The following is a 21,429-nucleotide window of genomic DNA, read 5'->3' on the forward strand; positions in this document are numbered from 1 at the left end:
ATTATACGTTGTCATTGCGCTGATTAGTTGAGTAATCTCGTTCACCAAAGATCGCTGTTCCCACTCGAACCATAGTGCTCCCGGATTCAATAGCAGCGGCTAAATCGCCAGACATCCCAATAGATAGAGTGTCTATCATGCTATCTTCTTTAGATAATTCAAGGAATGCATGGGACAAGGGAACATAAACAGCACACTGAGCTTGATGACTGTCTTGCGGTGCTGGAATGGCCATCAAACCTCTAAGACGTAGATTAGGCAATTCCTTAATTAACGCAACCATATCATCTAATTGCTCTAAAAGAATTCCAGACTTACTTTCTTCGCCGCTTATGTTTACTTGAATACACACATTAAGCGGCGGTAAGTTTTCTGGGCGTTGCTCATTTAAACGCAGGGCAATCTTTTCGCGATCAATAGAGTGAACCCAATCCATTGTTTCTGCGACTTGGCGGGATTTATTAGACTGAATTGGGCCGATGAAGTGCCACTCAATATCAGAGAGATGTGAAAGCGCATGAAATTTATCAACTGCTTCCTGCACATAGTTCTCACCAAAAGCTCGTTGACCTGCAGTATAAGCCGTTTCTAAAGATGAAACAGGCTTTGTTTTACTCACTGCCAGCAAACGAACACTACCTTGTTGGCGACTTGTTTGACTCTCTGCTTGCTGAATTTGTTGCAAAATTAAAGTCAGTTTTTTTTTAATACTTTCCACGTCACTATTCGTCACTTCAACCACCATTGCACCTCAGTTTTATTTTTAGCGGGTTTATTTAGTTTTAAACAAACCTACTAAAAAGCATATGTTGCGCATCATAGCACTATTTTAAATGGCAGAAGAAACACCTACAGAGAGTAGCACTCTGAACTGGATTTATAGAAAGCATCATGGAATTCCAAGCGATAACCGGACGTGTTTCCGAGAGAATAAGCAGCTGAAGAGGCGGCTTTATGAAGTAACTCTAAAGTCGAGTGTTCAGGATAAAAAGCAATACCGATGGCTAAGCCAGCTCGCATAAGTCTATTACTCGAGCATTCCGCTTTTTTCAGGGAATCCAATACTTTTTGAGCCACTACTTCAGCATCTTCTAAATGCTGAATACGGATTCCCATAACAAACTCACGTTCATCATAATGTGCAATAAGATCGTTATCTCGCACGGAATCTGACATCACATCAGCCAGTTCTTTCAACTCACTCATATCGATTTTTATATCTTGAAGTAAGTGGAGAGATAACAAAGCCGCACGCTGAAAATGACGACGAGAATCTTTTAAAACCATGCCAAAACTGTCATCAAAGCTATAACGTCTTAGTAAACTGGTATTAGGGTCTCTGTGGTTGTTTTCCAACAATAAGAAATCCGCTTTTGCACGTTCAAAGGCCGCGTTCAGCCAGGAAGCGTAAGAATCTAACGCTAATTCCATTAAATTATTGGCAACCGATGGATTGTCTTCCTGAAAAGACAGCATCAAATAAATGGAGCCTTGTCCATCAGAAACACTGACCATAGAAACACTTGTGAAAGCATGCTTGCTTAAAAAGGGCTGCCACTTTTTCCAACCCAATGCTTGTTGAATATTCACATCGTGCTGCTTTGGTCGTGAGGAGGTTGCTGCGAAAGAAAGAAGATCTTGAGGAATAACCGATAGCAAACCATTACTTGATGGCAAATCAGCATTAATCGAATCGGTAAATTGCAAACGCCACTGCAAACAGTCTTTATCTGAGACTAAAAACAAGCAATAAGTGTTAGACAACAGCGCTTGCAATTTACTTTTGAAACGGTTTAAAAGTGCATTTAAAGGTGCACCTTTAGATATGACCTCAAGTATTTTAGGTACGTCGCCGTATAACTTTTTTATAAAGTCCCTTTCTTTTTCTACATTCGCTAATCGAGATTGCAATATTTGCTGCTCTTTTAACGATGAGTTTGAAGTGTCCGTAGCCATAAAAAAATTAAAACCATACCATTCACAATGTAATTTAGAGTAACGCGCTAACATAAAAAGTAAAGAGCTAGTAAAACCAAACGAGAAAAAACCTTACTTTACTTGAAAAAAGAGCCTTAAACGGCCTGATATACCTGTTGCCCAGAGATATAAGTGCTCATCACACGGCCAATGAACTCTTCACCAAAGTAAGGCGAATTATGGCCTTTTGTCTTGCGATCCTCATAATTCCAAGACCAACGAGTCGTGCTGTCGAACAATACAAAATCAGCAAAACTCCCTACCGCTAGAGAACCCGCCTCTAAACCGAAACACGCGGCAGGGCCGGAGGTCAAACAACTCAACAACGTAGAGAAATCAAAGTCCCCTTCATCCATCAGTTGCATTGCTAATGGCAAAAGAATTTCGACATTCGCCATGCCTGGCTCTGTCGCCGCAAAAGGAGCAATCTTTGCCATTTTTTCATGGGGCTGATGATCAGAACAAATCGCAGTAATCACCCCCTGTTTAATGCCTTCGATCAATGTCAAGCGATCGTTCTCTGAACGCAGTGGCGGTAAGACATGATATCGACCATCAAACTGATTCAGCACATCATCGCTAAGCAATAAGTTATGTAGCGCTACATCTGCTGTTACATCCAATCCTGCCGCTTTCGCATCTGCGATCATTTCTACAGATTTAGCACAAGATAAACGTGCAAAGTGCCCGCGCACTCCGGTTTTCTCAACTAATAATAGATCACGCATCAAGGCTACAGTTTCAGCAGTTTCAGGAATACCACTTAAGCCATGCATGGTGGACATCAAGCCGTCGTGAGCACAACCGCCTTCAGACAAGCTTTTCTCATCAGGATGGAATACCACTAACAAATCGTGAGTCGCAGCGTATTCTAACGCTCGGGACAACACCTTGGTATTTGCCATGCTGTTGCGACCGTTAGACAACGCAATACAACCTGCGTCGGTTAATGACACCATATTACTTAGCTGAATACCTTCTAAACCTTGAGTCAAAGCTCCAAGCGGGAAAACATTCGCCATGCCGGCTTCATCCGCTTTATCTTGAATCAAAGCCGCCACTGCTGGTGTATCTACGATAGGGCGAGTATCCGGAGGCGAAATCAGTGTCGTAATACCACCAGACACAGCAGCGCGCCCTTCGGTAGCAATGCTACCTTTTTGCGTAAACCCTGGCTCACGTAATGACACTGCAAGATCCACAAGCCCTGGCAATACCCACTGCCCTGATGCATCAACAACTTGAGCGTCATCAAAACCTTCAGGCACTTCACCAATGGCAACGATTTTATGATTCTCAACAAACAAGTCAGTGACTTTATCTAAACCTTGGCTTGGGTCGATCAAACGACCATTTTGAATACGTAATTTCATACTATTTCTCACCCTTCACCGCTGGCGTTTCATCACTTTGCAACTGACCGCTCATTGCCATCGACATCACCGCCATACGCACTGCAATACCATTAGTAACCTGATTCAAAATTACCGAATGATCACCATCCGCCACTTCTGAAGAAATCTCAACACCTCGGTTAATTGGCCCTGGGTGCATAACAATCGCATCTGGTTTCGCCCACGCCAGGGATTCTTCAGTCAAACCATACAGACGATAAAACTCACTCTCACTCGGCAAAAGAGCGCCTTTCATACGTTCTTTTTGAAGGCGCAACATCACAATAACGTCTACATCTTTCAGGCCAGCTTCTAAGTCATAACAAATGGTTGCGCCCATTTCTTCGAAAAAGCTTGGAACCAAGGTCTTAGGGCCAACCAAACGAACATCACTAACACCTAACGTTGTGAGTGCTTGTAGTTGAGAGCGGGCAACTCGTGAATGCAGAATGTCGCCAACGATAGCGACTTTTAAACCGTCAAAGCTGCCTTTGTGGCGTCGGATCGTCAGCATATCTAGCATAGCTTGAGTAGGATGTGCATGACGGCCGTCCCCTGCGTTAATAATCGCTACATTTGGCGTACAGTGTTCAGCAATAAAATGAGGCGCACCGCTGTCAGAGTGGCGAACAACAAACATATCACTTTGCATCGCTTCAAGGTTTTTCAAAGTGTCTAATAAAGATTCACCCTTAGATGTTGCCGAGGTTTCGATATTCAAATTGATAACATCAGCGGAAAGTCGCTTAGCCGCTAGTTCAAAGGTGGTACGAGTTCGGGTGGAGTTTTCAAAAAAGAGGTTAACAACAGTTTTACCACGTAAAAGTGGCACTTTCTTAACGGACTGTTCACCCATTGAAAGAAAAGATTCCGCTCTATCTAAAATCTCCGTTAGAATTGTTTTATCAAGCCCATCTAATGTCAGAAAATGCTTTAACTGACCGTACTCGTTTAACTGTAATGCCCGAGGGTCGGATCGCATCATGGTTTGCTTTCCTCAAACTGTAAAGACGAAATCGCCTTCTCTATTTAAAATGGTCTTCTAATATTCAGCCGTATTTTAAAATTCAAAAGACGCAAAAATTTACTCTGTAAGTTTAGATAGAAAAATGCCCGGTTAGTAAGACTAAAACCGGGCATTAACAATGCGAAAGACTAAAATAAACAATGAATCCACCAGCATAGCGGGTGGAATAAGGTGCTTTTTAACTATTCGATCGTTTCTTTTATCCATGCTCTAATTGTCGTATTTGTTTGATAAAAAATAAAGCTCTTAGCCAATATTATTACGCATCTACTAAAGAAACGCTCATCGGCTGAGGCCCAGTTAACTTAACCCTTTGATCAGGATTAAGTGCCAAGCATTCACCCACTACATCTGCGCAAATAGGCAACTCATGTTGACCAAGATCATAAAGGATTGCCAAGGTAATACTTGCTGGGCGACCAAAGTCAAAAATTTCATTCATAGCTGCACGAATAGTTCGGCCAGACATCAAAACATCATCCACCAAAATGACGTGACGGCCTTCAATCGCTGGCAATAAAGTTTGGTTTACCTTCGGATTTAAGCCTGCTTTAGTAAAATCATCTCGATAAAAAGTAATATCTAATGTGGCTAATGGTTCATTGGTCGGCACTGACGACATCAGTTTCTCCGCAACCCAAACACCACCGGTGTGAATTCCAACGACAATCGCATCTTCAATGTTTTTCTTTTCGCAATAGTCAGCTAATTGCGTTTTCATAGATGCAAGAGAAAGCTCTAAATCTAACTTCATTATTGCCCATACCTTACTGATAAAATCACTATTTCTATACTGAACAGCCTGTTAATGGATGACTTAAAGAGATTCTGCAAACCAAGTTTCTAGAATCATTTGAGCTGCCAAACCATCGACTGAGTTATCTTTAAAATTACGGTTTCCACCTCGTGCGATTACTTGACCTTTTGCTTCATAGGATGATAACCGCTCGTCCATCATATGGTAAGGAAGATTAAAACGTCCATGCAATCGTTTGGCAAATTTACGTGCTCTTTGACACATCTCATTTTCAGTGCTGTCCATATCTAGTGGCAATCCTACAACAAAGGCGTCCGGCTTCCATTCTTCAACGATTTTCGCAATGTCATCCCAGTTTGGAATGCCATCTTTTGCTTTAATCGGGTCAAGTGGCTGGGCAGTGCCGGTAACGCTCTGACCAATAGCCACTCCCATTCGAGTCGTGCCAAAATCAAAGCCCAATACTGAGCGAACAGTATTGGGCTTCTGTTGATTACTTAAAGGCGCTTCTGTCGAGCCTGACGCTGTCATTAACCATGTCCTATATCCGGTGAAAGTCTTGTCATATCAATTCCCAACACTTGAGTCGCTGCGGTAAATTGCATATCACTTGGTGTATGGAATAATACGTCTAAATCCGCTTCACATACCAGCCAATCATTGTTGGCAATTTCAGATTCTAATTGCCCTGCATCCCAGCCTGCACAACCTAATGTGATTCGAAACGCGTTAGGGCCATTGTTTTGAGCAATGTCTTCCAACGCCTCAAGAGAAGCGGATAACGACACTTCGTCTGTTACTTTTAGTGTATTGCTCCATTGTTTATCCGCAGTATGCAAGATAAAACCTTTCTCTGCTTCCACTGGGCCGCCATGATAAATGGGTTCAGCAGCAAGCAAAGGATTGCTAATTTTCATTTCGAGATGATCAGCTAATTCTGTGAAATCAACTTTTGATGGGCGGTTGATCACCATTCCCATCGCTCCAGCCTCTGTATGCTGGCAAAGATAAATAACAGTATGTTCAAAATGTGGATCGTCTAGGTGTGGCATTGAAATGAGAAAGTAATTTTTAAAAGATTCGAAAGATACATTCATAGTCATTAACCCTCTTTAATTAGATGAAAACACAAAAAACGTGCTAATTGCCTAAACTTAAAAAGAACTGAGATCTGAACAATTACCGAAGCTTAAGAAGCTTCCTTAACGCAGTAGAACGCATAGTGAAGAAGTGTAAAAAAGCCAATCTGAAAAACAATTTAACCAAAACAGTATAAACCAAACTAACGGTAAACCATTCCAAAATATACATTTTTTTACCGACTGGCTTCAAAAAACACGCATCAGGCAGTAAACTACCCATACAAACTCAAAATGATGTATTGTTTCTAAAACTTCTATTTTCATGCTTAGGAAGCACAAAATGTCCCTAATTTCATTACAAAGCGCACAAAGAGACTCGATGTTAATCGGGCCACTTGCTCGCCTTAAAATGATGATGTGGGGACAACATTACCAAGCTGAAACAGTCGATTTACGCTATTTTTTCCACAGCGGCTGGTCTTCTTAATCTCCTTATTTATTGTCTAAAAAAACTATCTCTGCCTCCTTCATTAGAAGAAGAGGTTTTGCTTTTTAACAAACAATACTGTCTGCCAAATGGCGACAAAGGACATGACTATGCAACTACAAGCCATTGATTACACAAGCCCTACAGCTCAAGAAGACTTCGTTCAATCCCTTCACGAAACAGGATTCGGGGTTTTAAAGAACCATCCAATCCAACAGAAACTGGTCACCGCGATTTATGAAGAGTGGCAATCCTTCTTCAACAGCGATGCCAAAGACGACTATCGTTACAATGTTGGCACCCAAGATGGTTTTTTCCCTGCCGACGTATCCGAAACGGCAAAAGGCCACACCAAGAAAGACATTAAAGAATACTTCCACTATTACCCTTGGGGACAATGCCCAAGTGATAAAAAGCCGTTATTAGCGCAATACTATTCTGAAGCAAATAGCTTAGCGGCTGAATTACTTGCCTGGGTTGAGAAACACACGCCTGCAGACATAGCAAAAAACTACACTCAACCTCTTTCAAGCATGGTTGATGACAGTGACCAAACATTACTACGTGTTTTGCATTACCCACCATTGAAAGGTGATGAAGAGCTTGGCGCAATCCGTGCTGGAGCCCATGAAGACATCAACCTACTGACTATCTTGCCTTCCGCCAATGAGCCTGGGTTACAAGTACAAACAAAAGACGGTTCTTGGATGGATGTACCTTGTGACTTTGGTACCTTGATCGTGAACATTGGTGATATGTTACAAGAAGCGTCTGGTGGACACTTCCCATCAACGTCCCATCGAGTGATCAACCCAGACGGTGCCGACAAGACTAAACCTCGTATTTCTTTGCCTCTATTCCTGCACCCAAAACCAGAAGTGGTGTTGTCTGATCGCTACACGGCTAAGAGTTATTTGCATGAGCGTTTAGTAGAGCTTGGGGTTATTTAACACCGCTCTCTGTTTATGAAAAAAGGCACTCTAATGAGTGCCTTTTTTCTTATCCTTTATGAACGTTTCCGCCTACCTGATTACCAACTAAAGCAATGCCTTCAATGACAAACTCACACCAGACAAAAGCAGCAAAGCCAAAGCGATACGCTTGATTATTTGAGGGGATATTTTTGGTGGATAACGCTTTGCTAATAGCGCTGTAATCACAACGCAGGGGAAGCCGATTAAACTGATCCAAACCATTGGCATAGTAATTTGCCCACTGCCTCCCATGATCGTTATTCGTAGCACATTGGCAACAAAGAAAACACTCAACAAGGTAGAACGGATAACCTCAATAGAGATAGGCTGGCGGTACATAAAATACGAAATAGGCGGCCCTGCGGTCGAAAACAAACCGCCAAGTATTCCCGAAAGAGCACCAAATACAAAGTACCCCGAAGAGCCTGAAGGCTCAGTGCTTTTCTTAGGTTTTATCAAGCTCATCAAACAAGCCAAAATAATCGTAATACCCAAAAAAAGCTGCAACCAATTCAATGCATTCTTACCAAAATAATCCAGCAAATACACACCGATAACGATCATTGGCGTAGAAGAGATAAAGAATACAAGCAAATTCTTTGCGTTAACCTGCTTCCAAGCACCGCCATATAACCCCGTCGCCGCATTGGTCATACTCAACACGCTGACAGCAAACGCAGCAATGTCTAATGGCACCAGTGAAAATAGCCCCACAACGCTCATGACAATCAGACCAAAAGCAAACCCCGTTATACTTTGAACGTAACTTCCTAAGATAAATACTAAGAGAAGCCATATAGAAACATCTTGCATAAAAAACTCGACTAAAAATTCAAATAAGAGACTATTTATCAGCTGAAATAAATATAAAGTTTTCGCAGTAAATATGGCATAAATAATGCAAAATTCTCCGATACAAAACGTTATCACTTTCTTATCAAATAACAACGACTAGAAACACATAACCGTATTAAAGTCGTTAGGAAAAGTTATGGACATAAAGCTACGCCCTCTTCGCTATTTTATCGCAGCAGCCGAATGTGGCAGTCTATCTGAGGCAGCAAACAAACTGCATATATCACAACCGAGTATTTCGGCTGCAATCGTAGAAATAGAGGAAACGCTCGATCTACAACTTTTTGTACGCTACCCCTCAAAAGGCATTCGCTTAACGGCACAAGGTATCAAAGTTTTAGAAGAAGCCAGAATACTGATAAGACATGCAGAATCCTTTCGAGTGGCCGCCAGCGCGGTCAGTTCACAACTTAGAGGCAACCTTTCTATCGCCTGTTTTCTTAATATAGGCTCACATTATTTATCAGAAATCATCCGAACGTTCGCGGAAAAATACCCTGACATTAACATCCATATTCACGATTTAGACCAATCGGCTATTTTTGATGCCCTTAGTAGTGGTAAGGCAGAATTGGCTTTAACGTTTGATCTAGACGTACCCAAATCCATGAACACAAAACACATTGTTGCCCGAGAGCCTTATGCATTATTACCTGCCAATGATCCGTTAGCCTTACAAGAAGATGTGCAACTTAAAGAGCTTGTTCAGCGCCCTTTTGTGTTAATGGATTTACCTCATACGAATGACTACTTTTTATCCCTGTTCGCAAGAAAGAAATTGATTCCTAATATTCGCTATCGGACCACCTTATTTGAAACAGTAAGAACCTTTGTTGCCAGCGGCTTAGGGGTTTCGGTCTTAAACTTAGAGCCAAAATCTGCAACCACTTATAATGGTAACGAGGTCGTCATTAAGCCCATCAGAGACAAAGTAGACCCTCTCAATATTGTGCTGATACATTATCGGCGGCTAAAACCTCGACGTATTGCTGAGATTTTTGCCGCGCATGTGGTGGAGTTTTTCGAGAAGACTCAATAAGTCATGACAATAAAAGTTAGTCTAATTAATAGAATCTAAACTTTCTTGCAGGCTTGTATGAACCATAGGAGCGGAACCATTTGCGCTTTGACTCACCACGTCATGCAATGGTTTTTGTCGAGAGCGATTCACCGAAACATGGAAAACATCATGTCGGTTGTAATAACCAGCCATATCATGATGTTGCTTTAACTCAACCAAACTACTGACATCAATATCAGCCAATACAAGCCCTTCACGATCAGACAAGGTATTGCCTAAAGTCAATCCATTCGGCATGACGATCATGGACGCTGACCGTGGCGAGTTCTCAAGAATGGCGGTGGCTTCATCGTCATTACATACTAAAGCCAAATTCTCATCCGTTAAAAAGCCAGACGAAACAATAGTAAACACTTTTGCTTCAAAACAATGAGCAGCAGCACGCACACGAATGGCATCCGCTAAGTCATAAGGCTCTGATTTACGTGGGTCTTTAAATGGCCAAATAGGCGGGTAATTAGCACAATGGATCTCTTCTCCTTGTGCCATCAGCGCATAACGTGAAAGAGGGTTACCATTTTCCCCACAAATCAAACCGCCCACTCGCCCTATCGGCATATCAACAACAGACAAACCGGCTCCGTCACCTCGACTCCATGTTAATTTTTCATAAAAAGTCGGCACTAGTTTACGATGATGATTCACAATAACGCCTTGTGCATCAATCAACACCGTGGCGTTCCATAAACACCCAGCGGAATAGTCAGCGACTTCTGAAAAGCCAAGCGAAACAGATATTTTCTGTTGTGCTGCGGCGCTGGCAATGGCTTTGATTTCTGGCCCATCAACACGCAACGACGCCGCCGCAAATTTCACAAAGTTCTCGTGTCCTGTGATTGGGCTAGACAGCGCGTTCCAAATCGGAAACCCAGGAATAAAACTTTCGGGAAACACAATCAATTCCGCCCCCGCTTGAGCGGCTTCCGTTAAGTATTTGATGGCTTTCGTCACGCCACCAGCAGGATCGAAAAACTCAGAAGAAACATGAGCTGCCGCCACTCGAACGATGTTTTTTTTAGTTGTATGTGAAGTCATTGAATTTTTAATCTCTTATTAAATAGTTTTAATTAACGGCGCTCGCCACTTTCTTGCGACGCATTAACAACACTCTGACCATAATAGTGATAATAGGAATAAGGCCGACCCAGACATTGTGCGTTAGCAAATAAAGGATCAAAGGCAATGGGCCAGTTAACCCATAAATACAGCGCTCTCTTGCACTAAGTGGCTGCCCGATGGCCCCATAAATCACACCAGCGGTTAAAACAGACGCGCATAAAAACACGACCAGCCCAAACGCCGCCGTTGCCGTCATGTTCGCAGGATCTAAAACACTAGGAATGGAAACAAAAACAAAAGGCACTAATAAGGCACAACTGCCCAGTTTAGCCGCTTCAAGAGCACTGCCCATAAAGCTGCCACCCGATATTCTCGCCGCTACTAAAATGCCAACGGCAACCGGTGGTGTAAGAGCTGAGAAAATAGCAAAGTAAAAACCATACATATTCGCCGCCATTGGCGACAAGCCAGCATCAATTAACCCAGGAACCACAATAATTGCAATCAAGGCATAAGCCGCAGGTGTAGGCAAACCCATACCAACCACAAGGGAAACCGCCATACCGATCATAAGAGCAATAATAATATTGCCATCTGTGTAAACAGAAATAAGATGGCCTGCCGACACGCCAAGGCCTGTTGTTGTTAAGGTTTGTACAACCAGTCCAATAGCTGCAAGTACAACGGTCAACTGTATTGCTGTCTCTAGTCCCGTAAGACAACCTTGTAACAACTCTTTAATATTGGGGCGATATTCCGCTGGGCGGAAAAAGGACAGCAAGACAACCAGAGATCCACCCCAGAAACCAGCCATAGCAGGCGAATAACGCAATACCAAAAGAGTAATCAAGACGATAAAAGACAGAATAAATGAAGGCAGAGTCCAACCAATTTTATGCCAATTAATCGTGTATTTTTCTGAAGCAGCACGAGGTTTATGTCCCACTAAACTGTACAAGGCAATGCCAATGGCAAACATATAAAGCAAACCTGGAATCAGCCCAGCAATCACCACTTCAATGTATGAGACACCCAGTATCACCGCCATTAAGAAAGCGCCCAACCCCATAATAGGAGGCAGCAACTGACTTCCTGTTGAGGCCATTACCTCAATGGCACCCGCTTCATTAGCCGTGAATCCATTCTTCTTCATGGTGGGAATCGTCATAACACCAGACAGTGCAATATTACTAATCGCCTGACCGGTTACCATGCCAATTAATGTACTGGCAACCACTGCCGAATAAGCGACTCCCCCTTTAACAATTAAACCAATCGCTTGACCCAGTTCGCCAAAGGTATCAATGACTCGCGTACCATGCAGCAGTCCACCATAAACAAGCAATAGGAAAATCATATCCGCAGATAACGGCATATAATTGAGTACGCCACGAGGCCCACCGATACCACTCAGAAAGCTAATCGCCACATTTAATGGCTGCTGACGTGACGCTAAAGACTCTGGTAACAAATGCCCAAACGTCATATAAGCAGCACTGATTAAGCAGACAAACGCTATCGTCGCTCCCCACATACGCCACGTAATCAAAACAACCGCTGTGATAAGACATGCACCAGCAATGAGTGCTTCATCAGTAACAAAAGGTTGCGTGATTTCTAACGTCTCAGCATTTGTGTAAAGGAAAACACCCGCGCCTGTTGCAAGCACTAAGCTGATCAGCGAGGCCACAAGATCAATCGTTTTTGATAAGGACTTCTCACCAGAATAATTCTTTAGGATTAACAGCGCACCAAGAATGAGTACCGCTGTTAAATGTATTGTGTAGTGCTTCATTGCACCGTGCAGACTGACCCAAAGAGTGACCATATGATAGGTGAGAAGTAACCCTCCCACCGTCCATAAAAGCCAATGACTAAGTCTTGTCATTATTGAACTTTTTTCTAACATAATCAGAGCTCTAGCTTATTTAAAAAAGTATTAGCACGCTCATTCGTCGTGCAAAGGTCTTATTTTATAAGCCCAAATTCTTTATAAGCTCGAAGCGCACCAGGGTGAATATTTTCTGGCCCAATCTTGGCGATAGTTGCAATGGTATCTTCATCCCATATTTTGGCAATCGCGCTGTATTCGCCTAATTTAATACCAGATTTAAGCCATAACTTTGTCATCTCATAAGCGTCTTCTTCTGGGAAACTCTTATGTACAGACAACAAGGTATAATTACCAAAACTCGTCACCGGTTCTGGCTGATTCGCCACTGTGTTTGCAGGCAAAGTTTGTATACTAAAAGGAGCGCCTGTTTTGTCGATATAAGACTGGATGTCTTTTTTATCAATATCAATAAAAGCATATTCTCTACCGGCACTTTCTAAGGTTTTAAATGGGCCTGCTTGTAAAGTGAAACTGAAATCACGATTACTGTGAGTCGTCAGCGTACCGATATCGGCCTTACCGTCTAAAAGAGCATTGATATTTTGAGCAGGGCCTAGTGCATCAAAAGATTTCAATTTTTTGGTGATCCCCCAACCATCAAGCATCATACGCTGATGCATGCCCCATTCATTTTGTGTCAGCAGACCAACAGCAACACGCTTACCAACAAAATCATCCTTGCTCTTAATAGACGGATCTAGAGTCACAAACATATTACTGGTACGGCTCATTACTCCTAGAGCACGAAAGTCATTCACCGCTTCCATTGGTTTAGGAAAAAAAGGTGATATACCTTCTTTTGCCGCCCATTCAACCACTTGTCCTGAGCCAATAATGGTATTTTTCCAAAGCTGTGGAGAAGAAGCCAAGTAGCGGACATTGTAAGTAAACCCTGGGGTTTCAACCGCAACAGGCGCAATCTTATCGGTATAGTCACTGGCGTAATTTTGCATAGTGGCCCAAGCAAGGTAAGGACCAGAACCAGAAGGTGATATTAAAATATCCAGTTTTTTAGGTGCTGCCGTAGCAGACAAAGAGGTAGTCAGTAAAAACAGAGCTGAGACAAAGACAGTAAATGTACTTTTAGCAATATATTTCATAGTGTCGTTCCAATTGTGTTTATCGTTATTAGTAAGTCGATTTTGTTATAAAAATTATTAACGATTTACCAACGCGTAAAAACAGTTTAAGAGCAACACTTCCAAGTGCATAGTATGTTATTCATTAGAAGTAAAAAGGAAAAACCTATGAATGATCAGCGCACTAAGCCAGTGCCACGAAAGTCGATTTTGTCATATTATGAGGCATTTTTATTGGCAATTAGCCGAAAAACACCCAAGAATTGTAGGTTTAATACAATATGAAATTTCCTACGCTCAAAGTTTATTTTATAAAATAATGATCAACCGCTTTTATTCTTACACTTAGCCCATAACAATATATCTCCATTTAATATCAGGGCCATAATTCATGAAAGACTCATTAGAAATACAATTCGTATCGGATATTATGTGCCCTTGGTGCGTCGTTGGACTCGGCAACCTAAACAAAGCCATTGCTGAGCTAGAAGACAAAATAGAGGCAAACATCACCTTCCAGCCATTCGAGCTGAACCCAACCATGCCAGCCCAAGGACAAGGATTCCAAGAACACATCATCGAGAAATATGGCATCACCAAAGAGCAGTCAGATCAAAACCGCGCGATGATGCAAGAACGTGGCAAAGAACTCGACTTTGATTTTAACTTCACCGAAGAAAGCCGCATGCGTAACTCTTTTGATGCCCATCGTTTATTGCATTGGGCGGAGTTAGAAGGCAAACAAACTGAATTGAAAATGGCGTTATTCAAAGCTCACTTTACTCACAATCAAGATGTCAGCGATTACAGCGTGCTCGCCAACCTTGCAGCCAGCGTTAACCTAGATCCAGCGGCAGCAAAAGGCATTTTAGAGAACAACCATTACGCAGAAGAAGTACGCAGGCAAGAAAAATTCTGGCAGGAAAACGGCATCAATTCTGTGCCAACCGTTATCATCAACAACAAATACGCCATTACAGGTGGCCAGCCTGCTGAAAGCTTCAAACAGGCAATCGAAGAAATCGTCGCAAGCGAGTCTAGTTCAGAAGAGTAAACTCGAATGACGAGCATCACTCAACACAGCTTCAACTTCTGTCGAATACGGCTTAACGCCACAGGTGTAATGCCAATATAAGAAGCTATTTGCTGCTGTTGAATGGTGTCTTTTAACCCTGGGAAGGCAACGCAAAAATCCAAATATCGGCGCTCAGCGGAGTGTTTCATGAACGCACTTTCTCGCTCTTCTTTGCCGATGAAAATTCTTTCTAATAATTTAACGTAAAACTCCAGAAAATTTTTATCATGTCGCATTTGTTCATAAAATGAGGCCCAAGGGTAAGACAAAACTATACTGTCTTCTAACGCTTGAATCCCAAATGATGCCTTTAATTTTGTCACCATAGATTTGGTGGAACCAATCACACTCGGGCCTTTGACAAAGCTTTGAGTAAACTCTTTCCCTTCATCGGATACACTGACATAGCGAACCAGTCCAGTAGATAAAAAATAGAAATTGCTCGCAATATCACCTTGCTGAAAAAGGTAATCCCCTTTAGATACGGAATGGGGCTCTACGGGCAGAGTAAGAATCGACAAATCAATGTCATGTCCTAGTCGATTAAAATAGGTCTGCAAACTATTTGTTAATTGGGTTTGCTCCATAAAGTCACTTCACTCTGATTGTTTTCTATCAATTAAAAACAAGGCCACGCCCAAACACAACAACCCAGCAAGAAAGCCCCAATTAAACAAACTGAATACACGAGCGTTAGTGACAGAAACAAAAAGCGCCACCCAAACCGGTATAGTATAAGAAAAAGCCAATAATCGACTTGCGCCTACAGCAACCACCAAACGCTGTTGTAGCACGAAGGTAAATAACGTCGTAAATACCGTTAAATATAATCCGTAAAACCAAAAGCCACTTGTTTGCCATTGCACCTTCTCTAAGTCTCCCCAGAATAAAGCTATCGGCAACAACCAAATACAGCCAAAAAGCATCATCATAAAAGCGCCGGACAAAGCCTCTAGAGATCGTCCCCATTTCTGTACAGACACAACATGCAAGGCCAATAGAACACAAGCACCAATAAAAATAAGGTCGCCTGAATGCCACTCAAAATCACCAATGGCTTGTGTTGAAAACAAAACCAAGATGGCACCACAGGAACCTATGACAAATCCCAAAATGCGTAACCACGGCGAGATTTCATGTAACCACACTCTGGCGATAAAAACGCCGATCAAAGGCACCAAGGTATAAAGCACAGATGTATTCAGTGGTGTGGTCGATTGCAATGCAGCAAATAGCCCGATAAAAAAACCAACCAAAGCGCCACTTATAATCACATAATGAAAAACTTGGTTGCGACAAACAAACAGCGCCTTAAACTGATCGCTAGCCTTAAGCCCTTTCTTACGCCACCTTACGACAAGAACACAAAACATAATCAGGCACGCCAAAAAGAAGCGAAACGTCGATGTGGCAATTGGACTCGCATAATCCACAATAAGACCAGACACAATAAAGGAGGAAGCCATCAACCAAGCCCAAACCAACAAGGTAATAGTGTGGCTCATAGCACTGCCTCAGACTTATCTTCCTTGTTTAATAGAGCCAAATTATTCACCAAAAAGCGATCAAACAAATGCTCGACAATCACCCATTCAACATCCAATCCAAATGTGTTGGTTAACACTTGATATAAATCGTTAGGCGAAGATAAGACCTGCTTTTTCAGGTTTCCTTGCTGCCTTTCCATTAACTCATGGTTTATCAAAAAGATCGTACGCGAAGCGTCTTTTAAGCCAATCATTAAATTATTAACAAAGCCAGCCATTGGATATCGGTGAGAATAGAAGTTACCCGCTAAACAATCTGCATCGGTATAAACTGCCAAGTCAAAACGATACATAGTGTAATAATCGCCTTGCTTCAAAATCTGTAAGTCATACTCTCCCTCCGACTTAGCCACAATGCGATACACATCATTACCTGACTTTTGCAGCACATCTGGTTGCAGCAACAAAGGCGTAATCGGACAATCGCCACCAAACCCAGTATCCACCAAATACTGGCGACCATCATGATTCAATAAAGTAAAACGATGTGTTCTAGGAACCTCTTGCTCTTGGTTTTTAAGCACACGGGCCATCACCAATTTAACGTCATATCCCAAGACTTTTAGAAGCTCAAAGGTGAGCTTATTATGTTCAAAACAATAACCGCCCAAACCACGTTTTACTATTTTCTGGCTTATATCTTCTAGGTTCAAAGAGATATCTTCTCCCATCACCACAGCCAAGCTGTTGAAGCTGTATCGGGCAATATGTGTCGCTTGCAGTAACTCCACAAAACCCATGTCTAATGGTACAGGAATGGCCAAGCCAAGATCTGAAATATAGCTTTGTAAGCTTAATGGTAATGACATGTTGCGCTCCTTTGATATAACCAATAGGAGCACATCATATAGGGGCAAAGGAAGAAAGGAATTAACCTAGGTTAAGTGATATCAATTTACTGCACTTTAAGTGTATTAGACTCATACCACTTATTCAGTGAGATACGAATCTGCTAAATTACCCAATGGCTTTTTCAAGCATTTCAACATCCCAGTATTGATCGAATTTACGGCCTACTTCACGAAATACACCAACAGATTCAAAGCCGAACTTCTTATGAATAATAAGCGATGCATCATTTGGCAAAGTGATTCCCACATAGGCACGATGCACATCTTCCGATTCCAGCCGTTTAAACAGTTCTGTGTATAACGCCTTCCTTAACCCTCAGCCTTGTGTGTTTGACTTTAAGTAAATACTCACTTCGACAGAAGTTTCATAGGCTTGCTTAACTTTATATGGTGCACTGCAAGCATAACCTAGGACTTCTCCGGCTTCTTCTACAACCAACAGCTGATGCCTTCCTGTCGGGGTAAATTGTGAAAACCAGACACTTCGGCTTTCCACTGTATAAGGTTTCATATCAAACGTTGTTGCCGTATTGGCAATGTAATAATTATAGAGATCAGTTAAAGTGATTAAATCGTCAATAACCCCTGTACGAATTTGAAATCTGTTCATTGAGTTTCTTATCTTTTATCTGACTAGATTTGCCACTCTAGTGTTTGAGATGGCTGCTCGCCAAAAAGCTGTTTATAGTCTTTTGAGAATTGGCTTAAATGCCAAAACCCCCATTGCGAAGCGATGCTGCTTACGGTTTCTGAATCTTGAGCGCTTTTGTTTACTTGTATCAAGGCTCGCCTAACACCGTTTAATCGGCTCATTCTCAAATATTGAATCGGGCTAATGCCTAGAATACTTTCAAAGCTATATTGCAAGGTTCGGCGGCTCACATTGGTAATCTCGCACAGTTGCGTCACCGTCACAGGCTCGTCCAAATGGGAATCCAAAAACTGCCTTACACAATCCACCACTTTTTTACGATGATGATAACTTTGTGTTTTTGCAGGCTGCGGGGTTTCTACTTTCAGGATCTCCAGCAACGCCATCATGACAATATCATGCTGTAGTCTTGGCGGTGTCGCTTGATATTGAACAGAAGCTGAACCCTCTGATACGTCATGACCAGACAACAAACGCGCCAGTAAAAAACGAACATCGGCCAAAGTTTTATCTGGCACACCAAGCCGACCATGCTCAATAAATTCACGCCAGTTTAGATCCACACCATGAACATCCGCCATTTTCATTAAGGTAAATTTATCCACCACCAAACCATACAAATCGTAATCTTGGGGTGTCGATAACTGAAAATCACAGCCACCAGGACGACACATGATGGTGTCCGGCCGAATACTCAAGCCATTAATTCGGCTTTCCTCTTGATTTGCCTTAGGAATACCTAACCAGACCGAATCCGGCCAGACAACGCACTTTTGCTGCAAAGCCTGACTTGTATGTTCACAAAAGACCTGTAAATCCTCAAAAGGCAGCTCAACAATACGACCATAAAAGCTCCCGCAGCTGGTTTGATCATATTCCTGTTGCCAATTGGTTAAATTCCCTGCATGTAGGTCTGCATCATGTGCTTCCGAGACTCGAGAAAAAAAGCCCTCTTTTTGTGCATCATTTGCCATATCCAACATAACAATACCTATTTCTGTACTCTACCTTAGTAAATCATGAAACGTTCAACTCTAACTCATTGATATTTATAAAATAGTAATTTTGCCAATATTCGATAACCGCTTTGCATGATTTTCCGTAAAGTGAATAAGAAGCAAGTCCTATGCCTTTACGAGCAATGGCAATTTAACAACGACAAACACATTGGTACGAGAAACGTTATGAGCAATCCACATTCTACTTTTCAATTTCGTCACATTGTGGGAGAGCGCACTTTTGGTTTTGTCGATCTAGCCGAGTTAATGGCCAAAGCCACACCAGCTCGTTCGGGAGATCGCTTGGCTGGAGTCGCAGCGCAAAGTACCGAAGAACGAGCCATCGCCCAAATCACACTGGCTGACGTACCTCTAAAGCTTTTCCTTGAGCAAACGCTCATACCTTACGAAAAAGACGAAATCACTCGCTTAATTATTGATGATCATGACAAACTGGCTTTCGCGCCTATCTCTCATTTAACGGTTGGTGGCTTTCGTGACTGGCTACTCAGTGACCTTGCAACGCCAGAAGTTTTGACCAGTATTCGCCAAGGCATCACACCAGAAATGGCCGCTGCGGTGAGTAAAATCATGCGCAATCAAGATCTCATTTTGGTCGCGAAAAAGTGCCATGTGAAAACTGCTTTTCGAAATACCATTGGTTTGCCGGGGCATTTATCCACACGCTTACAACCTAATCACCCAACGGACGATTTAACCGGCATCGCCGCCAGTATGTTAGACGGTTTACTGTACGCCAATGGCGATGCGGTGATTGGCATAAACCCAGCCACCGACAACGTACAGCAAGCCTCTCGACTGATCAAAATGATGGACGAGGTGATTCAACATTATGAGATTCCGACACAATCTTGTGTATTAACTCATGTCACTAACACCATCGAATGCATTGACCAAGGCGCGCCAGTGGATTTGGTGTTCCAATCCATCGGCGGTACTCAAGCCACCAATGACAGCTTTGGGTTCAACCTTGCCAACCTCGCCGAAGCACAAGATGCGGCGCTGTCACTAAGTCGTGGCACGGTTGGCAATAACGTCATGTATTTTGAAACGGGTCAAGGCAGCTCACTCTCAGCCAATGCGCATCATGGTTTAGACCAACAAACCTGTGAAACCAGAGCCTATGCTGTGGCAAGAAAATTCGATCCGCTTTTGGTTAATACCGTTGTTGGTTTTATCGGCCCTGAATATTTGTACGATGGCAAAGAGATTACACGAGCAGGCTTAGAAGACCATTTCTGTGGGAAGTTACTAGGCTTACCAATGGGTTGCGATGTTTGTTACACCAATCACGCGGAAGCGGATCAAAATGACATGGACAACTTGCTCACGCTTTTGGGCGTGGCTGGTTGCACCTTTATTATGGGCATTCCAGGCTCAGATGACATCATGTTGAATTATCAGACCACCTCATTTCACGATGCTTTATACGCTCGTCGCGCTTTAGGGCTAAAACCGGCTCCTGAATTTGATGCTTGGTTAGCCAAAATGGAAATTTTCAAAAACAATGAGGCGTTCCAACTCAATAATCAACTCCCTGAGGCGTTTTCTCGCTCACTCCATAATCTGATTGGAGGACGCTCATGAAGAACAACACCCCGACAACAGAAATGTCCGAGAACACTCTGACAGAAAACACAACGAGAGAGAACGCGGTAACAGAGAACGCATGGCAAAAACTCAATGCCTTTACGGACGCTCGTGTTGGCCTAGGAAGATCCGGCATTAGCCAACCAACTCGACATCATTTGGCGTTTCAATTGGCTCATGCACAAGCGATTGATGCGGTTCACACCGAGCTCAATATTGACGCCTTACAAACCTCTTTGATGGAGCAGGATTGGGCTCCTGACTGCGCCCCCCTAACCTTGCACAGTCGCGCGATGGATCGCGCAACCTATTTACAGCGCCCTGATTATGGCCGTCGTTTAGACGATGCATCTATCGCCTTGTTGGATGAACATACGAGAACACGTTCAGATAAACCACAATACGATTTAGCCATTGCCGTAGTCGATGGCTTGTCTTCTCTTGCGATTGAGCAAAACACGCTTCCTTTCCTAGAAGCGTTATTTGATTGTTTCAACAAAGAAACACTCAACGAAAAAACAAATGGGCAATGGAATATCGCACCGATTAGCTTGGTACAACAAGGTCGAGTCGCTATTGGCGATGACATTTGCCAACACTTGAACGCGAAGTGCGTGTTAGTGCTTATTGGTGAGCGTCCAGGTTTAAGTTCTCCAGACAGTTTAGGCTTGTACCTAACTTGGGAAGGCAAAACAGGATTGACAGACGCATCACGTAATTGCATCTCAAATGTACGCCCTGCTGGACTGATTTATGAAGAAGCCGCTCGAAAAGCGTTTTACCTGCTAAACGAAGCTCGCACACTCAAGCTGTCTGGTGTGAAGCTAAAAGACAGGTCAGATGATGACTTAATACAAAGCGAACACTCAGAATCTCGTAGTTTTTTAACAAATTAGCTCAAAAACCGTCTGTCAGTAAATTAAAGATTAGGTTCATTATTTACTCACAGAATGAAATGTTTCAGGAGAATTTTTCAATCGCCGATTTTGTCAGCATTGAAAATCACAAGGATCAGAAAGCAGCAGATAG

At 42.6% G+C, this 21,429-nt stretch carries 22 protein-coding genes and 1 pseudogene; 6 read left to right on the forward strand and 17 right to left on the reverse strand.

Features of this window, described 5'->3' with window-relative positions:
- Position 1: 1 nt before the first annotated feature.
- The 7 genes from ABFY09_RS05890 to ABFY09_RS05920 form a co-directional block, all read right to left on the reverse strand.
- Entirely contained in the window at positions 2 to 733 is a 732-nt protein-coding gene (locus ABFY09_RS05890; RefSeq protein WP_347983364.1) for a YggS family pyridoxal phosphate-dependent enzyme, read from the reverse strand.
- Positions 734 to 849: 116 nt separating this feature from the next.
- Positions 850 to 1,956, reverse strand: a complete 1,107-nt coding sequence (locus tag ABFY09_RS05895) for a diguanylate cyclase (protein ID WP_347983365.1) — start codon at positions 1,954 to 1,956, stop codon at positions 850 to 852.
- 116 nt (positions 1,957 to 2,072) lie between these two features.
- Positions 2,073 to 3,350, reverse strand: coding sequence for a dihydroorotase (locus tag ABFY09_RS05900; protein WP_347983366.1), 1,278 nt, complete (start codon positions 3,348 to 3,350; stop codon positions 2,073 to 2,075).
- Between the two features lies 1 nt (position 3,351).
- Positions 3,352 to 4,356, reverse strand: coding sequence for an aspartate carbamoyltransferase catalytic subunit (locus ABFY09_RS05905; RefSeq protein ID WP_347983367.1), 1,005 nt, complete (start codon positions 4,354 to 4,356; stop codon positions 3,352 to 3,354).
- A 301-nt stretch (positions 4,357 to 4,657) separates the two neighbouring features.
- Positions 4,658 to 5,152, reverse strand: coding sequence for a bifunctional pyr operon transcriptional regulator/uracil phosphoribosyltransferase PyrR (gene pyrR / locus ABFY09_RS05910; RefSeq protein ID WP_347983368.1), 495 nt, complete (start codon positions 5,150 to 5,152; stop codon positions 4,658 to 4,660).
- Positions 5,153 to 5,215: 63 nt separating this feature from the next.
- Positions 5,216 to 5,686 carry a Holliday junction resolvase RuvX gene (gene ruvX, locus ABFY09_RS05915; protein WP_347983369.1) on the reverse strand — a complete coding sequence of 157 codons (471 nt, stop codon included), beginning with the start codon at positions 5,684 to 5,686 and terminating at the stop codon, positions 5,216 to 5,218.
- A complete protein-coding gene (locus ABFY09_RS05920) occupies positions 5,686 to 6,258 on the reverse strand; it encodes a YqgE/AlgH family protein (protein WP_347983370.1) in 573 nt (190 codons plus the stop codon). Before ABFY09_RS05920 ends, ruvX begins: the two co-directional genes overlap by 1 nt.
- Before the next feature lie 319 nt (positions 6,259 to 6,577).
- On the opposite strand from ABFY09_RS05920, the gene ABFY09_RS05925 reads away from it, so the two are divergent.
- Both ABFY09_RS05925 and ABFY09_RS05930 read left to right on the forward strand, forming a co-directional pair.
- Positions 6,578 to 6,724 (forward strand): hypothetical protein, encoded by a 147-nt coding sequence (locus tag ABFY09_RS05925; RefSeq protein WP_347983371.1) that lies wholly within the window; start codon positions 6,578 to 6,580, stop codon positions 6,722 to 6,724.
- A 110-nt stretch (positions 6,725 to 6,834) separates the two neighbouring features.
- Positions 6,835 to 7,674, forward strand: a complete 840-nt coding sequence (locus ABFY09_RS05930) for a 2OG-Fe(II) oxygenase family protein (RefSeq protein WP_347983372.1) — start codon at positions 6,835 to 6,837, stop codon at positions 7,672 to 7,674.
- A gap of 87 nt (positions 7,675 to 7,761) precedes the next feature.
- Here ABFY09_RS05930 and ABFY09_RS05935 read toward each other — a convergent pair whose 3' ends face one another.
- The gene (locus ABFY09_RS05935) at positions 7,762 to 8,511 is read right to left on the reverse strand and encodes a sulfite exporter TauE/SafE family protein (protein WP_347983373.1); all 750 of its coding nucleotides are present in this window, start codon (positions 8,509 to 8,511) and stop codon (positions 7,762 to 7,764) included.
- Positions 8,512 to 8,689: 178 nt separating this feature from the next.
- Here ABFY09_RS05935 and ABFY09_RS05940 point away from each other — a divergent pair, with 178 nt between their 5' ends.
- Entirely contained in the window at positions 8,690 to 9,592 is a 903-nt protein-coding gene (locus ABFY09_RS05940; RefSeq protein WP_347983374.1) for a LysR family transcriptional regulator, read from the forward strand.
- Between the two features lie 21 nt (positions 9,593 to 9,613).
- Here ABFY09_RS05940 and ABFY09_RS05945 read toward each other — a convergent pair whose 3' ends face one another.
- The 3 genes from ABFY09_RS05945 to ABFY09_RS05955 form a co-directional block, all read right to left on the reverse strand.
- Complete coding sequence (locus ABFY09_RS05945; RefSeq protein WP_347983375.1) at positions 9,614 to 10,669, reverse strand: carbon-nitrogen hydrolase family protein; 1,056 nt, start codon at positions 10,667 to 10,669, stop codon at positions 9,614 to 9,616.
- A gap of 28 nt (positions 10,670 to 10,697) precedes the next feature.
- Positions 10,698 to 12,581 carry a TRAP transporter fused permease subunit gene (locus ABFY09_RS05950; protein ID WP_347983376.1) on the reverse strand — a complete coding sequence of 628 codons (1,884 nt, stop codon included), beginning with the start codon at positions 12,579 to 12,581 and terminating at the stop codon, positions 10,698 to 10,700.
- Between the two features lie 80 nt (positions 12,582 to 12,661).
- Positions 12,662 to 13,687 carry a TAXI family TRAP transporter solute-binding subunit gene (locus ABFY09_RS05955; RefSeq protein WP_347983377.1) on the reverse strand — a complete coding sequence of 342 codons (1,026 nt, stop codon included), beginning with the start codon at positions 13,685 to 13,687 and terminating at the stop codon, positions 12,662 to 12,664.
- A gap of 370 nt (positions 13,688 to 14,057) precedes the next feature.
- Between ABFY09_RS05955 and ABFY09_RS05960 the strand changes: the two genes are divergently transcribed.
- Entirely contained in the window at positions 14,058 to 14,720 is a 663-nt protein-coding gene (locus tag ABFY09_RS05960; RefSeq protein WP_347983378.1) for a DsbA family oxidoreductase, read from the forward strand.
- 20 nt (positions 14,721 to 14,740) lie between these two features.
- Here the strand turns inward: ABFY09_RS05960 and ABFY09_RS05965 are convergent, their stop codons facing one another.
- The 6 genes and pseudogenes from ABFY09_RS05965 to ABFY09_RS05990 form a co-directional block, all read right to left on the reverse strand.
- The gene (locus tag ABFY09_RS05965) at positions 14,741 to 15,328 is read right to left on the reverse strand and encodes a Crp/Fnr family transcriptional regulator (RefSeq protein WP_347983379.1); all 588 of its coding nucleotides are present in this window, start codon (positions 15,326 to 15,328) and stop codon (positions 14,741 to 14,743) included.
- Positions 15,329 to 15,337: 9 nt separating this feature from the next.
- Entirely contained in the window at positions 15,338 to 16,246 is a 909-nt protein-coding gene (locus ABFY09_RS05970; RefSeq protein ID WP_347983380.1) for a DMT family transporter, read from the reverse strand.
- Complete coding sequence (locus ABFY09_RS05975; RefSeq protein WP_347983381.1) at positions 16,243 to 17,097, reverse strand: arylamine N-acetyltransferase; 855 nt, start codon at positions 17,095 to 17,097, stop codon at positions 16,243 to 16,245. Before ABFY09_RS05975 ends, ABFY09_RS05970 begins: the two co-directional genes overlap by 4 nt.
- A 148-nt stretch (positions 17,098 to 17,245) precedes the next feature.
- Positions 17,246 to 17,440: pseudogene (locus tag ABFY09_RS05980) on the reverse strand (GNAT family N-acetyltransferase); the annotation flags it as partial.
- Between the two features lie 15 nt (positions 17,441 to 17,455).
- Positions 17,456 to 17,749 carry a hypothetical protein gene (locus ABFY09_RS05985; protein WP_347983382.1) on the reverse strand — a complete coding sequence of 98 codons (294 nt, stop codon included), beginning with the start codon at positions 17,747 to 17,749 and terminating at the stop codon, positions 17,456 to 17,458.
- Between the two features lie 23 nt (positions 17,750 to 17,772).
- Entirely contained in the window at positions 17,773 to 18,774 is a 1,002-nt protein-coding gene (locus ABFY09_RS05990) for a helix-turn-helix domain-containing protein (RefSeq protein ID WP_347983383.1), read from the reverse strand.
- A 201-nt stretch (positions 18,775 to 18,975) separates the two neighbouring features.
- On the opposite strand from ABFY09_RS05990, the gene ABFY09_RS05995 reads away from it, so the two are divergent.
- Both ABFY09_RS05995 and eutC read left to right on the forward strand, forming a co-directional pair.
- Positions 18,976 to 20,397 carry an ethanolamine ammonia-lyase subunit EutB gene (locus ABFY09_RS05995; RefSeq protein ID WP_347983384.1) on the forward strand — a complete coding sequence of 474 codons (1,422 nt, stop codon included), beginning with the start codon at positions 18,976 to 18,978 and terminating at the stop codon, positions 20,395 to 20,397.
- A gap of 23 nt (positions 20,398 to 20,420) precedes the next feature.
- Positions 20,421 to 21,296: an ethanolamine ammonia-lyase subunit EutC gene (gene eutC / locus ABFY09_RS06000; RefSeq protein ID WP_347983538.1), complete on the forward strand. Its 876-nt coding sequence runs from the start codon at positions 20,421 to 20,423 to the stop codon at positions 21,294 to 21,296.
- Positions 21,297 to 21,429 lie beyond the last annotated feature (133 nt).

Source organism: Marinomonas sp. 5E14-1 (assembly GCF_039939215.1).
Classification (GTDB): Bacteria; Pseudomonadota; Gammaproteobacteria; order Pseudomonadales; family Marinomonadaceae; genus Marinomonas.